The organism is Cognatishimia sp. (assembly GCF_964229375.1).
Lineage (GTDB): Bacteria > Pseudomonadota > Alphaproteobacteria > Rhodobacterales > Rhodobacteraceae > Cognatishimia.
This window is the reverse complement of the sequence record NZ_CAXREH010000180.1, coordinates 1-16,990: the sequence shown is the minus strand read 5'-3', so window position 1 is coordinate 16,990 and position 16,990 is coordinate 1. Positions and strand designations below refer to the sequence as shown.

The 16,990-nt window shown below is 54.3% G+C and carries 15 protein-coding genes, 1 tRNA gene and 2 pseudogenes; 8 read left to right on the top strand and 10 right to left on the bottom strand.

Features of this window, described 5'->3' with window-relative positions:
* From ACEQWH_RS13190 to ACEQWH_RS13175, 4 genes and pseudogenes are all read left to right on the top strand, one after another.
* Nucleotides 1–234, top strand: a pseudogene (locus ACEQWH_RS13190) (colanic acid biosynthesis glycosyltransferase WcaL); the annotation flags it as partial.
* The gene (locus tag ACEQWH_RS13185) at nt 231–1,211 is read left to right on the top strand and encodes a glycosyltransferase family 2 protein (RefSeq protein ID WP_370231581.1); all 981 of its coding nucleotides are present in this window, start codon (nt 231–233) and stop codon (nt 1,209–1,211) included. The pseudogene ACEQWH_RS13190 and the gene ACEQWH_RS13185, both read left to right, overlap by 4 nt.
* 1 nt (nt 1,212) lies before the next feature.
* Nucleotides 1,213–3,312, top strand: coding sequence for an NAD-dependent epimerase/dehydratase family protein (locus ACEQWH_RS13180; RefSeq protein WP_370231580.1), 2,100 nt, complete (start codon nt 1,213–1,215; stop codon nt 3,310–3,312).
* Between the two features lie 81 nt (nt 3,313–3,393).
* The gene (locus ACEQWH_RS13175; RefSeq protein WP_370231579.1) at nt 3,394–4,146 is read left to right on the top strand and encodes a CpsD/CapB family tyrosine-protein kinase; all 753 of its coding nucleotides are present in this window, start codon (nt 3,394–3,396) and stop codon (nt 4,144–4,146) included.
* An 83-nt stretch (nt 4,147–4,229) separates the two neighbouring features.
* On the opposite strand, the gene ACEQWH_RS13170 is transcribed toward ACEQWH_RS13175, so the two are convergent.
* Complete coding sequence (locus ACEQWH_RS13170; protein ID WP_370231577.1) at nt 4,230–4,595, bottom strand: hypothetical protein; 366 nt, start codon at nt 4,593–4,595, stop codon at nt 4,230–4,232.
* Nucleotides 4,592–6,049 (bottom strand): UbiA family prenyltransferase, encoded by a 1,458-nt coding sequence (locus ACEQWH_RS13165; RefSeq protein ID WP_370231576.1) that lies wholly within the window; start codon nt 6,047–6,049, stop codon nt 4,592–4,594. Before ACEQWH_RS13165 ends, ACEQWH_RS13170 begins: the two co-directional genes overlap by 4 nt.
* A 108-nt stretch (nt 6,050–6,157) precedes the next feature.
* Between ACEQWH_RS13165 and ACEQWH_RS13160 the strand changes: the two genes are divergently transcribed.
* Complete coding sequence (locus tag ACEQWH_RS13160; protein ID WP_370231575.1) at nt 6,158–7,867, top strand: hypothetical protein; 1,710 nt, start codon at nt 6,158–6,160, stop codon at nt 7,865–7,867.
* 68 nt (nt 7,868–7,935) lie between these two features.
* The gene (locus ACEQWH_RS13155; RefSeq protein ID WP_370231573.1) at nt 7,936–8,610 is read left to right on the top strand and encodes a thermonuclease family protein; all 675 of its coding nucleotides are present in this window, start codon (nt 7,936–7,938) and stop codon (nt 8,608–8,610) included.
* 462 nt (nt 8,611–9,072) lie between these two features.
* On the opposite strand, the gene ACEQWH_RS13150 is transcribed toward ACEQWH_RS13155, so the two are convergent.
* The 5 genes from ACEQWH_RS13150 to ACEQWH_RS13130 all read right to left on the bottom strand — a co-directional run bounded on the left by ACEQWH_RS13150 (nt 9,073) and on the right by ACEQWH_RS13130 (nt 14,132).
* Complete coding sequence (locus tag ACEQWH_RS13150) at nt 9,073–9,420, bottom strand: hypothetical protein (RefSeq protein WP_370231572.1); 348 nt, start codon at nt 9,418–9,420, stop codon at nt 9,073–9,075.
* Between the two features lie 20 nt (nt 9,421–9,440).
* Nucleotides 9,441–9,581 carry a hypothetical protein gene (locus tag ACEQWH_RS13145; protein WP_370231571.1) on the bottom strand — a complete coding sequence of 47 codons (141 nt, stop codon included), beginning with the start codon at nt 9,579–9,581 and terminating at the stop codon, nt 9,441–9,443.
* 441 nt (nt 9,582–10,022) lie between these two features.
* Nucleotides 10,023–11,942: an ATP-binding protein gene (locus tag ACEQWH_RS13140; RefSeq protein WP_370231570.1), complete on the bottom strand. Its 1,920-nt coding sequence runs from the start codon at nt 11,940–11,942 to the stop codon at nt 10,023–10,025.
* A gap of 253 nt (nt 11,943–12,195) precedes the next feature.
* Nucleotides 12,196–13,356 (bottom strand): response regulator, encoded by a 1,161-nt coding sequence (locus ACEQWH_RS13135; RefSeq protein ID WP_370231569.1) that lies wholly within the window; start codon nt 13,354–13,356, stop codon nt 12,196–12,198.
* A gap of 545 nt (nt 13,357–13,901) precedes the next feature.
* Nucleotides 13,902–14,132 carry a hypothetical protein gene (locus ACEQWH_RS13130; protein ID WP_370231567.1) on the bottom strand — a complete coding sequence of 77 codons (231 nt, stop codon included), beginning with the start codon at nt 14,130–14,132 and terminating at the stop codon, nt 13,902–13,904.
* Between ACEQWH_RS13130 and ACEQWH_RS13125 the strand changes: the two are divergent.
* A pseudogene (locus tag ACEQWH_RS13125) lies at nt 14,094–14,372 on the top strand (zinc ribbon domain-containing protein); the annotation flags it as partial. The gene ACEQWH_RS13130 and the pseudogene ACEQWH_RS13125 sit on opposite strands and share 39 nt — an antisense overlap.
* Nucleotides 14,373–14,916: 544 nt before the next feature.
* On the opposite strand, the gene ACEQWH_RS13120 reads toward ACEQWH_RS13125, so the two are convergent.
* Together ACEQWH_RS13120 and ACEQWH_RS13115 are read right to left on the bottom strand one after the other, a co-directional pair.
* Nucleotides 14,917–15,003: transfer RNA gene (locus ACEQWH_RS13120), tRNA-Leu, on the bottom strand.
* A gap of 63 nt (nt 15,004–15,066) precedes the next feature.
* Nucleotides 15,067–15,315 (bottom strand): FliM/FliN family flagellar motor switch protein, encoded by a 249-nt coding sequence (locus ACEQWH_RS13115; protein ID WP_291895895.1) that lies wholly within the window; start codon nt 15,313–15,315, stop codon nt 15,067–15,069.
* A gap of 82 nt (nt 15,316–15,397) precedes the next feature.
* Here ACEQWH_RS13115 and lipB point away from each other — a divergent pair, with 82 nt between their 5' ends.
* Entirely contained in the window at nt 15,398–16,090 is a 693-nt protein-coding gene (gene lipB / locus ACEQWH_RS13110; protein ID WP_370231565.1) for a lipoyl(octanoyl) transferase LipB, read from the top strand.
* 9 nt (nt 16,091–16,099) lie between these two features.
* Here the strand turns inward: lipB and ACEQWH_RS13105 are convergent, their stop codons facing one another.
* Nucleotides 16,100–16,876: a hypothetical protein gene (locus ACEQWH_RS13105; RefSeq protein WP_370231564.1), complete on the bottom strand. Its 777-nt coding sequence runs from the start codon at nt 16,874–16,876 to the stop codon at nt 16,100–16,102.
* Nucleotides 16,877–16,990 lie beyond the last annotated feature (114 nt).

Here is a 16,990-nt window from a genome sequence, read left to right as displayed (position 1 = left end):
AAGGCAGGTCTGCTGGTGCCGCCGGGCAATGTGGATGCGTTGACGTCTGCATTAGAGTCTCTGGTTCAGGATGTTGATTTACAAAAGAAAATGGGCGTTCACGGCCGCACGAAAGTGCAGCAGGAATATAATGCGTTTGATGAGGCGAAATGGTTGTCTGATCTTATTGAATCCTATCATCGCCCGGACAGATGCCCGGTACTGGATCTGCGGCCGCAAGAGGTGATGGCATGACGCAAGACACACCGACAGTGGCCGTCGTGGCGATTGGCCGAAACGAAGGCCAGCGCCTTGTTGATTGTTTGGCGTCCCTGCAAGGCAAGGTCGCGCGAGTGGTTTATGTGGACAGCGGCTCGGTCGATATGTCGGTGCAAAACGCCCGAGATGTTGGGGCCGAAGTTGTCGAGCTGTCCTCAGACCGTCCTTTCACCGCGGCGCGGGGCCGTGCCGCGGGATATGCGCATTTAAAGACCGGCGAGATGCCCGATTACGTTCAGTTCATCGACGGCGATTGCCGTGTGGATCCTGACTGGATTGCGCGCGCGTCATCGGCGTTGGACGCTGACATGGAGTTGGGTCTGGTGACAGGCTGGCGGCGCGAGCGTTTCCCGGAGGCGAGCCTTTACAATGACTTGTGCCATGATGAGTGGAACCGCCCCGAGGGGCTGATCGAGACCTGTGGCGGCGATATAATGGTGCGACCTGCGGCCTATGAAGAGGCGGGCGGTTTTGACGAGACAGTGATTGCCGCAGAGGATGACGAGTTCTGCGTGCGGATGCGCAAAGCGGGCTGGCTGCTGCGCCGGATTCCCTATGAGATGACCTATCACGACGCAGGCATGACGCGGTTTTCGCAATGGTGGCAGCGCGCGGTGCGGTCGGGTCACGGATTTGCGCAGGTTGGTCATATGCACCCACCTTACTTCGCCAAGGAACAGAAACGCGTGGTGCTTTACGGCGGTGCGGTCCCCTTGGCGGCTTTGATCCTGTGGCTTGTGTGGCCTGTGACCTTGGTCCTGATCGCTGCGGTCTATGGGCTGAACTATGTGCGCACCGTGAAAGGGCTGACGCAAGCCGGAATGGAAACCCCGCGCGCGCGTCGTCATGGGTTGCTGCTGACCCTGTCTAAGTTTCCCAATATCCTCGGTATGGGGATGTTCCACTATCGTCGCCTGAAGGGGCGGCACATGCAGATTATCGAGTATAAATGACATGACCCAACCTATCCGTACCGCACTCATCGGCGCAGGCTATATTGCCGATTGGCACGCCGAAGCGTTGAAAATGACTCCGGGCGTCGCGTTGACGGCGGTGTGCGATCTGTCGCAAGGCGCAGCCGAAGCGCTGGCCTCGGCGCATGGTGCGCAGGCGTTTACGGACCTGGATGAGATGCTCGCCGCGCACATTTGCGATGCGGTGCATATTTTGACACCACCGGACAGTCATGCGGCCTTGGCCAAAAAATGTTTGAACGCGGGTGTGCATTGCCTGGTTGAAAAACCGGTCGCGCTGAGTGCGGCAGAGACGCAAGACATTCAGGACGTCGCTGAAAAAGCAGGGAAACTCTTTGTCGCCGGGCACAACTTCATGGGGCTTCCAAGTTACGAGCGCCTGAAAGCCGATCTGACCTCTGGCGCGCTTGGGCGGGTTGGCTCTGCCGAGATCAACTGGCATTTCCCTTTGGCCCCTTTGCGATCGGGACCATTTGGCATCTGGTTGCTGCGCGAGCCCAAGAATCTGCTGCTAGAGCTGGGGCCGCATCTGTTTGGCTTTGCCGTGGATATGTTTGGCCCGCTTACGATTGAACATCTGAGCTTGGGTAAACACATCGAAATCCCGTCGGCTGGAATGCGTCCGCAAAGCTGGCGCATTCTTGCGCGGGCTGGCGATGTGGATGTGACGCTCAATCTGTCGCTTGTGGAAACGGCAGACGATCGCTCGGTCACGGTGCTGGGATCGCGGGCGAGGGCGCGGTTGAACTATGCCGAAGACACGCTGGTGATCGAGGGCGAAAACGCCTCGGATATTGTGGTGAACCCATTGCGCAAGCAGTTGGGCCTTGCCTGGCAACATCTGCGCGAAGGGGGGGTAAACGTGGCGCGTCAGCTGTCCTCTCTCAATCGAAAATCCGCATATGGGCTAAGCTTTCAAGGCACGTTTCAGGCGTTTTATCAGAGTGTTCAGAACAAAACTCCAATGGACAGCCGGTTTGACGGTGCCTCTGCGGTGACTGTTATGCAGGCCATCGACGATACGTTGGCCTTGATGCCAGACGTGGACGTGCCAGCAAAACCCAAACGGCAACGTAAACCCAAGCCATCCGTTCTTGTCGTCGGTGGGACCGGCTTTATCGGGCGGGCTTTGACACGCAAACTGGTGGCCGAAGGCAAGGACGTGCGTGTTCTTAGCCGCGGGAAATCTGGCCCGTTTGCAGATATCGCCAAACACGTAGAGCTGTATTCTGCGTCGTTGCACGACCTCGAGGCCTTGGCCGGCGCGATGGACGGCATTGAGGCGGTCTATCATCTGGGCAAATCCCTGGATAACACCTGGGAGGACTGCCTGCGCAATGATGTGGGTGTCACGCTTAATCTGGCGCGGGCGGCGATGGCTGCTGATGTGAACCGGTTCATTTATACCGGCACGATCGCGTCCTATGACATGAGCGATCCGGCGGTGACGATCACCGAAAGCACCGGTTTTGATACGGATATGACCGATCGCAACCTCTATGCCCGCTCCAAGGCCAAATGCGAGGAAGAGCTGACCAAGCTGCATGACGCCGAAGGCCTGCCGCTGGTCATTGCGCGGCCTGGAATTGTCGTTGGCAAAGGCGGCCCTTTGCAACATTGGGGCATCGGACGCTGGCATGGCGCGGGCGCGGTGCGCATTTGGGGGCCGGGCACGAATATTCTGCCGTTTGTCCTGATTGACGATGTGGCCGATGCCTTGGTGACGATGATGGATCACGACAAAGCGGTCGGGCAAAGCTTTAACCTGATTGGTGATCCCATGCTGTCAGGGCGCGACTATTTCGCGGCGATTCACAAACAGCTTGGGGCCAAGATCAGCGTTTCAACCGGCAACCTGAATGTTTTCTGGGCGGCGGATGCGGTGAAATATGGGCTGAAACGCTATGCGCTGGGACGCAAGGGCGCCATTCGCCCTTCGCGTGCAGATTGGAAGTCGCGCGCGCATTTCTCGCCCTTTGACAACAGCCTCGCGAAATCTCTGCTGGGATGGACGCCCGAGGCCAGCCGCGCCGATTTCATAAAACGGGCCATCAAAGATGCGGACCTTTTGGGCTTTTAAGCGCTGCCATAATTTGTGCGCATTCTTTGTGTAGGCTGCGCTGCAAAGATAAGAAAAACGGATCCGAGAGAGGATACGAGCATGAACAGACAATTGGTTCCAAGCAAGAACCGCGATGTCTATGCGCCCCATGTCGATGAGGCGCAGGTTCTGTGGGATGCCATGGAACAAATCGGGCTGGACCCGGGACATTTGCGTCGCAATCGCATCGTGACCGCGAACAAAAGCGATCCATTGCACAAACAGTTCGACATGCTTCGCACGCGGCTTTTGCTGGCGATGCGCGAAAACGGATGGACCCGCGTTGCGGTGACCGCGCCGACCGAAGGCTGCGGATCAAGCTTTGTCGCGGCCAACCTTGCGATTTCCTTTGCCCGTATGGAAAGCCTGCGCACCATTTTGTTGGACATGAATTTGTCCGCGCCAAGCCTGTCGCGCATTCTGGGGGTCAGCGACCCAACCGATATTGCGGACTATCTGCGCGGCCATATTCCACCCGAGGACTATTTCCTGCGGGCTGGACAGGGTTTTGCGCTTGGTCTGAATGAAACCCGCGATTTGAACTCGGCAGAGTTGTTCCAAGAGGCCATGATGGTCGATGTTCTGGCAGAGCTTCAGGATGTTCTGGCGCCGGATGTGGTGATCTATGACTTGCCACCCGTGCTGGAAAGCGACGAGCTGCTGAGCTTTTTGCCCAACGTTGACGGGGTCTTGTTGGTGGTCGGCGGTGGCCAGACGCATCCACAGGATGTTCTGCGCGCGGAACAGGCGCTTGGGGATCGCACACAGTTGCTGGGCGTGGTCTTGAATAAATCCGAGGGCATTCTGGTTTAAAGCTCTGGATAGAAACATGAAAAAGGGTCGACGCTATGTCGACCCTTTTTGGTTTTGTGCAATGGGTGTTTTGGGGCTGCGCCTTACGCGCGCGCCATGACGACAAGCCCCAGTGTGATGATCAAAAGCCCTGCAAGCCGCATCATATTGAACGGCTCACCTAACGCCAGAATGCCAATCAGGAACACAACGATAAAGCTGATCGCGACAAAGGGATAGGCCAGCGACAGATCCAATGTGCGCAGGGCAAACAGCCAAAACAGCGTGCCGACCCCGTAAAACAACAGCCCTGCGATCACATAAGGCGAGGCGGCAAACCCCAAGACCTTGCCGATCACAGCGGCATCCGGCGCAAACGACACACGTTCGACCCCGATCTTGAAGGCGGTTTGGCCAAAAGCTGACAGGGTGACAGAGATCACCACCAAAATGAAACTGTGCAGCGTCATATCAGCAGCCCTTCGATGCTTAGGAATTTCGCGGCGATCACCAAGCCGACGCACAACAGAATGGCCACACGGCTGATTTTGTCGCGCAATGCAAAGACCACGGGATCGTCATCGATCTGCGCGCGCATCGCAAGCAGCCAGGCGCGGAAAATCCAGAACAGAACCAAGGGGGCCGTCAGCCAGAGCAACTCTGGCGCGCCATAGGTGCTGGAGACAATCTCGGTGCCGAAATACTGCGTCAGTGTCAGCACCGCCAGACCTCCAGCTGTAATTCCCATCGGCAGGATCGTTTGATTGTCCTTCAGGTAATAGCCACGCACTTTCTCTTTGGTTTTTGAGGTCTCGAGTTTTTGTATCTCGGTAAAGCGTTTCATCAGCGCCAGGCTGGCAAAGAAGAACAGCGAGAAGTTCAAAAGGCTGGGCGAGACGATGACACCAATGACCACACCGCCTACAAAGATACGTAGGGCGTAAAGGCAGGTCAGCACCACGATGTCGATGGCGGCTTTATGTTTGAACCACGTCGAATACAGCGTTGTCGTCAAAATATAGAGCGCGAATAGCCCGGTCACGATGGGCGAGAACTGCCACAGGCTGATCGCGAAGGCGCTGGTTAACAAGGCGGCCGAGGCAAGGATGCCGTGTTTCGGCGACAAGGTACCTGCCGCAAAGGGGCGGTTTCGTTTGCGCGGGTGCTGGCGGTCGGCTTCGATGTCCAGCAGGTCATTGATGATATAGATCGCCGAGGCACACATAGAAAAGACGGCCACGGCCAAAAGCGCTGCGGCCAGCATTTGCGGGTTCATATAGCTGTGCGAAAAGAACAGGGGCAACAAAACCAGCGAGTTCTTGGCCCATTGATGCGGGCGCATGGCCTTTAGGATGCCACGTGCCACAGATGGGCGGTCCTCAACCAACAGCGAGGGCTGGGTGTTTTTCAGTGCACGGGCTTTCACGTGTGCTGGGGCATTCACGACACCGACGCCGGTCGCATCCTTCCAGATGGCCAGATCAGGTGTGTCATTGCCAAGATACTCAAACGCGCCCTTGGCATCATTTTGAATGGCGTCGAGTTTTGCGTCGCCTTTCAAATTGTGACCCGGGCGCGAGGCGATCACGTCGTCAAAAAGCCCCAGATGTTCGGCCACTTGATCGGCCACCATCTGATCTGCGGCGGTCGCCAGAACAACACGGCGGCCTTTGCTTTTCTCTGCTTTGATATACGTCACGACCGCTTCGGTATAGGGCAGGGTGGCTGCGTCGAACTCTAGGTTTTGGGATAGAAACTGTTTCAGATCCGCACGTCCACGCGCCATTGCAGCACGTGCTTCGCGCCACAGATTTGGGCGCGCAATAACACGCACAAGCAATTCCTGCGCCACATCTGATTTGATCAAAGTCCCGTCTAGATCAACGTAGAGGGGAATCTGCTCTTTTATTTGCCTACTGTACATTCGGTCTCACCGCACGGATAACCATTACCAACACAAAATTCTTAATAAGAAATATTGACACAAATGTGGTTTTCCTGCGGAATTCACGGGGGGCCGTAAGGATCAGCCGTGCAGACATCCAAAATTCCGAATAAAACCGTCCCAAAGATGGATTGGGGCATCCTGTTTTTGCTGTTTTTCCTCGCTTGGGGCCTGCGCGTGATCGGCCTTGACTGGGGCTATCTTCACGGCGACGAACGGGTCAATCAGGCGGCCAAAGCTTTGGCTGGCCAGCTGGTGCCCGACCAGCATTTTTACCCACCTCTGATGCACTATATGGCCGCGGTGCTCTATGGCTGTTTGTACGTGGTCGGGAGGGCGGTTGATCTGTGGTCAAATACGGGCGAATTCCGCGCGCAATACTTTACGGACCCGACAATTTTTTACCTTGTCGCGCGGGCGATGACTGGCGCGATCTCGGCGCTGATGGCGCCTTTGTTCTATCGCATCGGACGGCTGCTTGGCTTTGGCAAAGGCGAGAGTTTCGTCATAGCGCTGTTTGCGGTTTTCGCACCTTTGTCGATCTATCTGTCCTACATCTTCAAGGGTGATGTCGGGGTCGCGGCCGCCAGTGTCTGGATCGTGTTGTTGATGATCCGCAAGGTGCAAAACCCAAGCCTGCGACGCATCGACATCTATCTGGGTCTTGGGGTGGTACTGGCGCTAAGCTTCAAGCACTCCTTCATTCTTTTGATGGTGCCATTGGCCGTTGCATTCCTGTCCGTCATGAGCAGCCAAATAGGGTTCAAATCCGCTCTGACGTCGATCGCTCGGATTACCATTACGGTCATTCTGATTTGGCCGATCCTGAATATCGGTATCCTGTTGGATTTCGCTAACTTTCTGAAATTTCAACAAATTCAAACCGTGATGTCGATCACCGAAGACGTGCGCTTTGTCGATTCTGTTGGCAAAATGCTGCGCGCTGCGTTGGATTGGCAGATTGGGATCAGCCTGTTGATGCCCTATGCGTTTCTGCTGTTTCCGGTCTTTGCATTGGGAATGGAAAAACCCGGCATGTTGATGGGGGTTTGGATCGCGACAATCGTCTCGACTTTGGGCGTTGCTTATCTGGTGGGGCTGCGTCAGCCGGAACAGCTTTGGATTGCGCATTTCATGGTGATCCAGCTGTTTGCCGCCATTAGCATCGCCTGCATCTATCGCCTGTCGCGCTCGGTTGGCGCCTTGGCGGCGGTCGCTGCGCTGGGCTTCTGCGTTGTCGGAGATATTACCATCTGGAAGCAGGCGCTGGTGCGTCCTGTGAATGAGGACGTGGCCTCGTATATTCAGACGGTTTATCCGGATCGCAAAGTCATGACGTCCATCGATGTGCCGCTGCAACAAAGCCGCGCTGCGCAAGATTTTGAATGGGCGCGCGTGACACGGACAGCGGAAAAATATGACCTGAATATGCCTGACATTGCGCAAGAGCGTCGCATCCCATCGGATCTGGCCGAGGCTTATTTCGTCGTCCCGATGCCAGAAGTGATGTTCGGGCTCGAGGGCACCACAGACGCCGATCTGGAAGGCAGCGTTGCACCGTTCGCATGGCCTCCGCAGCCCGAGGACTGGAAGCTTGCCAATTGGCGGGCCGATGGCGTGGATCTGTTTGTCATCAGCGATTTTCAGGGGTGGCTGGGCAAAGACAATGCGCCGTTGATGCAGGCATTTTTCCAAGAAGTGGAAACAGAATGCCAAAGCGTTCAGGTCTTTATGTCTCGCAAACCTTTGTTCCTTGAGCGCGATGTCAGCGTGATTGATTGCCGCGCAGACGGCTAGGGCGCCTGATCGAAAGAAACCTGACACAGCACTTGGATCAATCGTTAGCAAAGTGTTAACGTGCGCGCATGATTTTAAGATATGCGTTTCTGTTCTTTCTTTCGATGACGTCTGCTGCCGCCGCCGAGGTGCGCGTTGTCGATGGCGACACCCTCAAACTGCCGGATGGGCAAAACCACCGGATCTTTGGAATTGATGCACCCGAGCACGGCCAGACGTGCAAGCGCACTGACGGTTCGGTCTGGCCCTGCGGCAAGGCTGCGACCCAAGCGATGGTTGATTTGGTGAGCGGCAAAGAGGTCGTTTGCAGCACGCGGTTCTTCGATGATTTTGGACGGCCGGTTTCGACGTGCTTTGTCGGTGATTTGGACATCGGAGCCGAAATGGTGCGTCAGGGTCATGCCTGGGCGTTTGTGAAGTATGAAACCCCCTATGTGCCCGATGAATTGATCGCCAAGGGCCAAGCGCTGGGGATCTGGCGCGCTCCGACGCAAACGCCGTGGGACTACCGCGCTGAGCGCTGGAAAGTTGCAGAGCAGGCCGTTCCGGACAACGTCGACCCGAACTGCCGCATCAAGGGAAATATTTCAGACAACGGGCACATCTATCACGCGCCGTGGTCGCCTTATTATACGCGCACAAAGATCACGACAGCCAAAGGCGAGCGCTGGTTCTGTAGTGAGGAAGAGGCGATAAAAGCAGGCTGGCGCGCCCCGTATTGGGGACAAATGCCGCCTAAGTAGGCGGGCGTCGTCGGTACAGCTGTTCAGGAGACCTAAGCCTATTGGTGCGGTCGAGATGACTTTCTGAATTTTCAAACTCCAATAATTTATTATATTTTTCAGGTAGATAAGCCCAATTTCCCCTCCCGGAGAACAACGAATGTGTGCTTTTCCTGCACCATTTTGTGTGCTCTCTCATGACGGTTTTTCCGATTGATCGAGGTCCGAAAAACCCCCACTCCGAAGAGTAGGGGCTTGTCATTTATTTCAGTTGGTCGGGACGCAACATCCGCCGCATTTGTTTCTGCGCACGCTTCTCTTCTGCTGCCTTGCGTTCAGGCTCCGCTGCATTAGACCCATTTGGCATTGCTGATCGCCGTTAACGGAGGCCATGGGTTTTTCTCTTTCCATGCGAAGGTGGTTGCCTCTGGGTTGCCTTGAACGCCTTCCCATATTTCCTGTCGGGTCTGTGCGTCCAATGCCTCAACCACGGGCAAAGTCTTCATGCTCTGAGAGGCTCTTGAGGCCTGCCAGAACAAGGGCGCTGATCACCTCAGACTTCGCGATTTCCTTGTTTGTTGTTTCGACATGACGTTGCTGCATAGCGGTCGCCACGGCCACCACCTCAGGGCGCAACCTTACGATTGTCCAAAGCTCGCTTATGGAGGTCGCCGCCGCGTGTGCCGTGCGATATTCCCTTTCGATCAAGATCACGGGTGCCTCTTTGTGTAACCGCTCGGTGAACCGATGGCGCTTCTTGAGACCCACGTTTCGAGCGGTACCTTCGGGGCGCGTGTCGCTGCCGTTTGGTTGTTTGTTATCGGTGCTCATTTGTTGTCCTTTCGGTCGGCTCAAGTGTTCTGAGCCTTGCCGTGTATTCCGCCGTAGTTCTTCGCGGCAACAAGAACGCCGTCTTCACGGATACGATAACGGCTCTTGATGATTTCCATTTGCTCCGCGCTTGGCGGTTTTGGTGTGTGGTGATTGCTCATGGTCTTTCCTTTCGTGTTGAGCTTCGTGTGCTTCACGACACGAGAGAACGGCTCGTCCCCAGACCCAGAAAGGAAAGCCTGAAGGACAAGCCCACAGGGGGCCGCTAATTGGTATTGTGAAGGTTGCCCCCGAGCGAGAATGCTCAGGGGTCTTGGTCTTGAAGGGTTGTGCTTGCTTCGACCTCAAGCCACTATATGTGGTAGGCGCTATTCGCCTGCCTATGCAAAATGCACACCCAGTAGGTGCATAGGTGGCTTGTGTCAGGGTTCCCTTTCGCGTCTCCCTCTCAGTAATCCTCAAGTTCCCCTGAGCATCCTCCCTGAAGGCTCACCTGACCGATGTCAGTCAAGCACATCCTGCATCCAGGCTTTTTTTCCCTACGTCCACTCGGTAACTGCGCAAATTAGAGTTCCAGTGCAGGAAAGCTGAAGGATTGGCCGTTATGCAACCTCATTCTGAGTTGATACAACGTCCAAATTTGCCGCAAACCTAATTTCAAACTTCGCCCCATTTTGGGAGTTATTGACAGCCAGCCTGCCGGACATGTCTTCGATTATCCCGTAGCTGATGGACAATCCCAAACCAGTACCTTTTCCAGCTTCCTTGGTCGTAAAAAATGGCTCAAAGATCTTTGGCAATACTTCCTCATCTATCCCACCTGCGTTGTCTTCGATAGAAATAACAATGTGCTGGTCTATTCGCGCAGCCACTACCTTTATCCAGGGGTTCTGGACCTGTCGTTTTTCCAGTTCAAACTTGGCATTTGAAAGTAGGTTTAGGATGACCTGCTCGAACAAGATTGCATGACCGCAAATTAAAAGATTGCTTTCAATCCTCAGACTGAGATCAATCGAAGCAAGCTTTAGTTGGGGCGCAAGCAAGTTGACTGCGCGATTGATACAAGTACCCATTTCAAAAACTTGGACTGGGTCGTCTGCGCGCCTTCCAAAGATGCGCATGTGGTCAATGATGCTAGACGCTCTTTCTACCTGATTTGCGACCCTCTCGATTAGTGTGCTGGCCTTTTCCGGATTGTACTTGTTAGGTTTAAGAGTGTTCCGAAGAGAGGCTAACGTGATGTTCATGGCGTTGAGGGGTTGGTTCAATTCGTGCGCCATCCCGGTTGCCATTTCTCCCAAGTTTGCAAGCTTTGATGCTTGAATCGCTTCAGCTTGTAGCGCATTTCTCTGGGTTAAATCCTGTGCAATACAGAATATCTCGCCTTTGTTCCGGCTCGATTGTAGCTGGCTGGTCAAATTGCAAAGAACTGGGATACGGCGTCCGTCTTTTGCCACCAAGTAGCTTTCCCACGCGTCTAAGTCGGCATCTTGCGAAAGCGCAATCAGCCGTGTTTCGAATTCACTCAAACATTCGTCACACAGAATGTCTTTCAGAAACATTCCCTCGTTCACGCGATCGATATCTATTTTTGTGAGTTCAATCGCTTTTCTATTCCAAACTGTAATTTGCTGAGTCATATCGAAGGCGAAAACGGGGCTGTTGGCGCCATCAATGATGTTTTGCACATCATTATTTAGTCGCTCGTACTCCAACGTTGAAAGTTCTAGGGCTCTCTTTTGGTCTTGAAATTCTATCGCGACCAGCCCCAAATCACTCAATTCGTCCCAGCTTTTAAAAAAGTCTTTGTTGAGGGTCGCAGTCTCGCCCAAGAGAACCGAATGCAAGTTCTCCGTTCTTAGGCTGAACCTTCTCATAAGTCCCCAGATTGACAGAAACATTAGCAATGAAATTGGAAATGGGACAAAGAGATTCAAGAAGCTGAATCTAACTTGCGTTGCCTGCAAATCACTAGAATTTTTCAGCAGTTTCGTTTCAACTTGAGCCCTGTATTCGGTCGCTAAATCCGCAAGTTGTTTCGTGCTTTTTTGCAAAGAGTTGCCAACTAGCGTTTTGTCAGCAAACGACGTGCGTGTGATGCCGGAGCCATTTAGTTGCCTAACTTTAGAGGCAAATATTTGTTTTGCTTCCTGTGCGAGTGTTTGACTTAAAGGATTTAAGGCAAGAACGTCGCTGTAACCCCCTTCGACCGACAGCTTAGCCGTGAGCCGTTCCAGCTCCTTCACTTCTCGTGTGAACTCTAAATAAAGTGTGTCTAGGTCGCTCTGCTTGTTTGTATATCGCAAGTTTGTCGCAAGGGTGGAAATCCGGATACTGGCGTGTTCAAGATCGTGCGCGTTTTCAACCAGTGACAGCTGAGTTTGGTAGAAATTTTCGGCAAAATCCGAAAAGCGCGAGAAATTCAATTGAACAAGCAGAGAGGTAGAGATCAGCGCCACGAAGCCGATTGCCATAACAACAAAGACGCGTTCTTTCAGCGGAAAGTGTTTGCTGAACGACACTTATTTAGCCACCCAGCTGTCGTTGAATAATGCCCTATACCCGTTCGAGAGATCAAGACGCCAATCTGCGCCACCGTCCTCTTTGGAAATGACTCTCGTTACCAATTTCGTGGGAGCCACGAATACCTGCGTGTTCAAGCCTTGCATCTCAGGGTTGAGTTCACAAGCCAATTGCAAACCTCGTAAGTTTAGCGGTTCCGGAACGGTTGCGGATTGAAAAAGACCACTGTCGATAAAGGGCATCTTTCTGGCTCTACTTCATCAAAGATTGAGAGTTTTCCGGCAGCAGCTCGTGCTTTGGCAGCTCCAAGCTTACCGCTGTTCCATTGTTGACACTGGAGGAAACGCGTAAATTTCCAGCCTGTCTTTCCATACATTTCCTAGCGAATGGCAATCCGAGACCAAGCCCTTCGGCTACGCCGTTGTTTGACAAGTCCGACTTGGAAAACGGGCGTAAAGCTCTTTCGATTTGATCTGGTGACATGCCCGGACCTTCATCCGTAACTCTAATCTCCAAACAATTTTCGCGCTCTCTTGCTTCCACAACGATCTTTCCGCCACGCTTGGTTACATTAAGGCTATTTAGGACGATTTGCTCTAAAGCGTTCATCGTCGAATATGGGTCAAGACGCCACAACTTGAGACCAATATGATCAATGATTTCAATGTGTTTTTGCTTTGCTGCGTCGCGAACCGACTTGCGTTCGGTTACGCTGACCATCATTCTTTTGGCGTGTGCGGCTTTAAGCTCAGGCGGATTTCCATCGCTCATGGAAAGGGTGCCAATTGCCAAATTTGTTTTTGAAAGTAGTTGGTTCCCAGCTTCGAAAATGTACTCTGCCACTGACATGACAGCCTCTCTTTCGAATTTGATTTGCTCGTCAAGGAGCAACGAAGAGAATCCAATCACTGCATTCAAAGGCGTACGCATTTCATGCGCCACCAATCGCAGAGTTTTGGATAGTTCGTTTTCACGAGTCTCGTACAATTCGCCTTCGTTTTCGGAGGTTATTGTACGCGATGTGGTGAGCATTTGGCGAAGCAAATCAACGAGATAATCTAACTGTATTGGTTTATCTAGAAACTCACTTACACTGAGGCGCAAAGCCTCCTGAACCTCTTTTTTTGTCGCATTCCCAGAAGCGATGATGACGGGTGTCTCGCTCCTTGGGTTCGGTAATTCCCGAAGCTTCGACACAAGCTGAAGCCCAGACATTTTTGGCATTTTAATGTCAGTGACTAGGGCGGAACAGTCCCCACCTTCTGAAATGTATTCTAGCGCGTCTTCCGGCCTCGCGAATGGGCGACAAACTAGCCCTTCGTCAACAAGAGCATCGGATAGAGCAACTAGTGTGTCTTCGTCATCTTCTACAAGTACAATTGTACTCAGTTCGATAGGGAGGGTGTTTTTCATGAGCAGAAATTGTTCTCTAGCGATGTATTCTGGGCGCCTAGCACCCCTTTTGCTGGTGATTATGTATCACGAGAAGTGAGTACAGCACGCGCTTGGATATCCCCTGGCACAAACGGATAGCCAATAGCTCGTTTGAATACTGCGGATGTTCGCTGGATCAACAAACGCGCACCTGCACCAACCCACGCCACCTCACGCGAGGGGATCGCCGGGACAACAAGCACGACGATTGGACTAGAGCGGCCTATGGATTGGATCACGCCTTGCTGCCTCGTGAGTGAGGCGCGCTAGACGTTCTGGTGGGGATAATCGCTACACCCAAACAGGGGCACTTTCGGGGCATTTTAGGGAGCTTGCGATAGGGGCACTTCGACATCCCAGCCATACCTTAGGAGGCCTCTCTGGAGCTCTCTGGGAGTGCTAGAGGCTTCTCTGATGTCTTCTCTCGGAGGTGCTGTTGGGGAGTGTTTTTGCTGCCTTAGGAGGTCTTTCTGGCCTTCGCTGAGTGCTTCTCCCTGAGGCTTCTTTCTGGGTCCCTCTCCCTTCTAATAGATACTGTCCGTCGTCAGGGTTTTTGGCACCAAAGGCGGCCTGCATCCATCGTCAAGGAAGCGTTGGAAGGTTATGCCTCGGGCCGTTTCTCTGGACAGGCGGACATCAAGCGTTTCTTGGAAGCCCAGCCAGAGTTTCCAAAAGACCTGCCCAATGGACAAATCCGCCAACAGAAGGTGACGGACATGCTCAACCGCGTGATCTATGCGGGCTACATTGAGCATGAACCTTGGGGCATCACACGCCGTAAAGGCCACAACCAAGCATTAATCACGTTGGAGACCTATCAAACGATCCAAGAGCGTCGGAACAACAAAGGCATCGCCGCCAAGCGCCCTGACATCAGCAAGGACTTTCCTTTGCGTGGCTCGGTGAATTGCGCTTGCTGTGACAAGCCTATGACTGCCTATTGGTCACGCATAGCGACGGGGAAGCGTTACCCGTACTACAACTGTCAAACCCGTGATTGTTCGGAGTATCGCAAGAGCATCCGCGCTGAAAAAATTGATGATGGGTTTGAGAATATTCTCCGCTCGATGACGCCAAGCAAAAACATCCTCGATATTACAATGTCGATGTTAAAAGACGCATGGGATCAACGGGGTGATCAGGCCAAGCAAGCAAAGGCTGAAATCAGACGCCAGCACAATGAGTTGGATAAGCAGCAGGATGCGCTTGTCGAACGCATGGTCGAAACCTCGAATCCAAAGGTCATGTCTGCGCTTGAAACCAAGATTGCGAAGCTGGAAGAGGACAAGCTTTTGCTGACAGACAAGCTATCCCAAAACACCAAACCTAAAAGCACACTGTCCGAAATTATCGAACTATTGAGAGACTTCCTCTCAAACCCTTGGAATATCTATGAAAACGGATCGCTCCTTGTGAAGAAAACCATCCTGAAAACGGCTTTTAGAGCCCCATTGGCATACGACCGTCAAAACGGTTATCGAACTCCACAAGTGTCTGTAATTTTTGATTTTTTAGCGGATTTCACATCAAAATGTGAAATGGTGCGGTCGAGAAGACTCGAACTTCCACTCCGGTTAAAGAACAGCGACCTCAACGCTGCGCGTCTACCAATTCCGCCACGACCGCCCGTGTTGGAGGCGCGGGGAATAACAACTACGACGCGGCTTGTGAAGCGAAAAATGCGGTAGCTTATGCAGCTGCAAAGAATTCGTTCGCATCCGCCGGCCCGGTAATGGACACGGCGATGCGGTCGCCCTGGATGACGACCTCGCCCCGGGCAATGGGATGGTTGTTGGCCAGGATCCAGACTTCCTCTTCCTCACCTGAGTCGAGGGGAATCACCGCACCGCGGCCCATGCGCAGAAATTGCTGGATCGGCATCTTGGACCGGCCCAACAGCACAGCAATTTCCACTTCGACAGCGCTGATCTGACTCACACATAACTCCCGGACTTGCCCTGACGGATAATCATCACGATGTTTGCGCGATACGGTTTCACGAGAGTTAAGACAACGCGATATGACATTACCGAGCGTGAATTGGGCCATTTCCAGTGAAAAAATCCCCTATGAGGCCGCTGTCGCCTTCATGGAGGACAGGGCCGCCGCGATCGCGCGTGGCGAGGCAGACGAGCTTGTCTGGCTCCTGGAACATGATCCGCTCTATACCGCCGGCACCAGTTCCAAACCGGAAGACCTGCTGACGCCGGACCGCTTCCCGGTTTACGAGACCGGACGCGGCGGTGAATACACCTATCACGGCCCGGGCCAGCGCGTGGCCTATGTGATGCTGGACCTGACGCGCCGCGACAAGGATGTGCGCAAGTTTATCCAGAACCTGGAACGCTGGCTGATCGGCACGGCCGCCGCCTTTGGCGTCGAGGCCGGTCCGCGTGACGGCCGTGTCGGGGTCTGGGTCGATCGGGGTCGGGGCCGCGAGGACAAGATCGCAGCCATTGGCGTTCGCCTGCGCCGCTGGGTGAGCTTCCACGGCATCGCCTTCAATGTAGCACCCGATCTGACGCATTTCGGCGGCATCACGCCCTGCGGCATCTCAAATCCGCTCTACGGCGTCACCAGCCTGGATGATCTGGGCCTGAAAACGACTATGGAGGACTTTGATACAGCCCTCCACCTGAGTGTTGTCGAGATTTTCGGCGATGCGAAACGCGTCGAGGCACCGGATCTCAGCGCCTATCAGACCGCCGCCTAGACGTTCGGACTAGTCTTTCGACTTGTCGTCCGAGGCCGTGTCCTCGGGCGCTGCGTCCTCGGCGGGCGTGTCTTCAGCGGGTGCTTCCACGACGGGCTCATCCTCAACGGGAGCCGCCTCTACAGGAGCTTCCTCAGCCGGCGCTGCTTCAGCCGCTCCCGGCGCGGTTTCCTCGGCGACCTCGGCCGGTGCCGGCGCCGGCTCGGACGGCGCCAAGGGTTCCGGATTCATCATGGAGGGGGTCGTATCGCGCACACCCTTCAGCGAGCCCCCAAGGCGCTTCATCTGGGCGAACCAGATCGCAAACAGCGCGATGACCAGCCAGAAGCCCATGAAGGACGGCGTGGAGGACGCGGACATGATCTGGGCCGCCACGGCTTCATCGCTCTGGATGTGAGCCACCACGGCTTCCATGAATTGCTGGTCCGCGGACAATTCCTGCATCACGACCGGATCATTGGCGTCGAACCCGTTGGCCGTCGCATAGTCCAGCATCTGCTGGTAAACCGCCGTGGCGACGCCGAAAAAGGCGGCAATACCCTTGACCAGGACCGCGATGCCAAGCGGCAGCATGGCCAGGCCACTGCCCCGCTCGACATAGCGCAAGCGATTGGCGTGCAGGGAGAAGACGAAGAACCACACCGCCAGCATGCCCAGCCAGCCACCGATCAGCGGCACGCCCGAGGACAGGCGTGCGAAATCGATCACCGCCAGAACCAGCAATCCCAACAGGAATGCGGTCGTCGAAGCGCGGTAGAAGGGAAGGAAAAGTACTCCGGGATTCATCGCTCAGCCCCTTTGGCGAAATCACTTGAACGCTTTGTCCGCCAAGAGCCGAGAGCCGTCAATCCGAAATCGCGGACGCGTCTCAGTCCGCCGCGACAGGCTTGAGATTGAACA

What these genes read in the sequence shown, in the direction of transcription:
- ACEQWH_RS13185 (WP_370231581.1), top strand. Translation starts at nt 231, where the DNA reads ATGACGCAAGACACACCGACAGTGGCCGTCGTGGCGATTGGCCGAAAC.
- ACEQWH_RS13180 (WP_370231580.1), top strand. Translation starts at nt 1,213, where the DNA reads ATGACCCAACCTATCCGTACCGCACTCATCGGCGCAGGCTATATTGCC.
- ACEQWH_RS13175 (WP_370231579.1), top strand. Translation starts at nt 3,394, where the DNA reads ATGAACAGACAATTGGTTCCAAGCAAGAACCGCGATGTCTATGCGCCC.
- ACEQWH_RS13170 (WP_370231577.1), bottom strand. Translation starts at nt 4,595, where the DNA reads ATGACGCTGCACAGTTTCATTTTGGTGGTGATCTCTGTCACCCTGTCA.
- ACEQWH_RS13165 (WP_370231576.1), bottom strand. Translation starts at nt 6,049, where the DNA reads ATGTACAGTAGGCAAATAAAAGAGCAGATTCCCCTCTACGTTGATCTA.
- ACEQWH_RS13155 (WP_370231573.1), top strand. Translation starts at nt 7,936, where the DNA reads ATGATTTTAAGATATGCGTTTCTGTTCTTTCTTTCGATGACGTCTGCT.
- ACEQWH_RS13150 (WP_370231572.1), bottom strand. Translation starts at nt 9,420, where the DNA reads ATGAGCACCGATAACAAACAACCAAACGGCAGCGACACGCGCCCCGAA.
- ACEQWH_RS13145 (WP_370231571.1), bottom strand. Translation starts at nt 9,581, where the DNA reads ATGAGCAATCACCACACACCAAAACCGCCAAGCGCGGAGCAAATGGAA.
- ACEQWH_RS13135 (WP_370231569.1), bottom strand. Translation starts at nt 13,356, where the DNA reads ATGAAAAACACCCTCCCTATCGAACTGAGTACAATTGTACTTGTAGAA.
- ACEQWH_RS13130 (WP_370231567.1), bottom strand. Translation starts at nt 14,132, where the DNA reads ATGCTCAATGTAGCCCGCATAGATCACGCGGTTGAGCATGTCCGTCAC.
- lipB (WP_370231565.1), top strand. Translation starts at nt 15,398, where the DNA reads ATGACATTACCGAGCGTGAATTGGGCCATTTCCAGTGAAAAAATCCCC.
- ACEQWH_RS13105 (WP_370231564.1), bottom strand. Translation starts at nt 16,876, where the DNA reads ATGAATCCCGGAGTACTTTTCCTTCCCTTCTACCGCGCTTCGACGACC.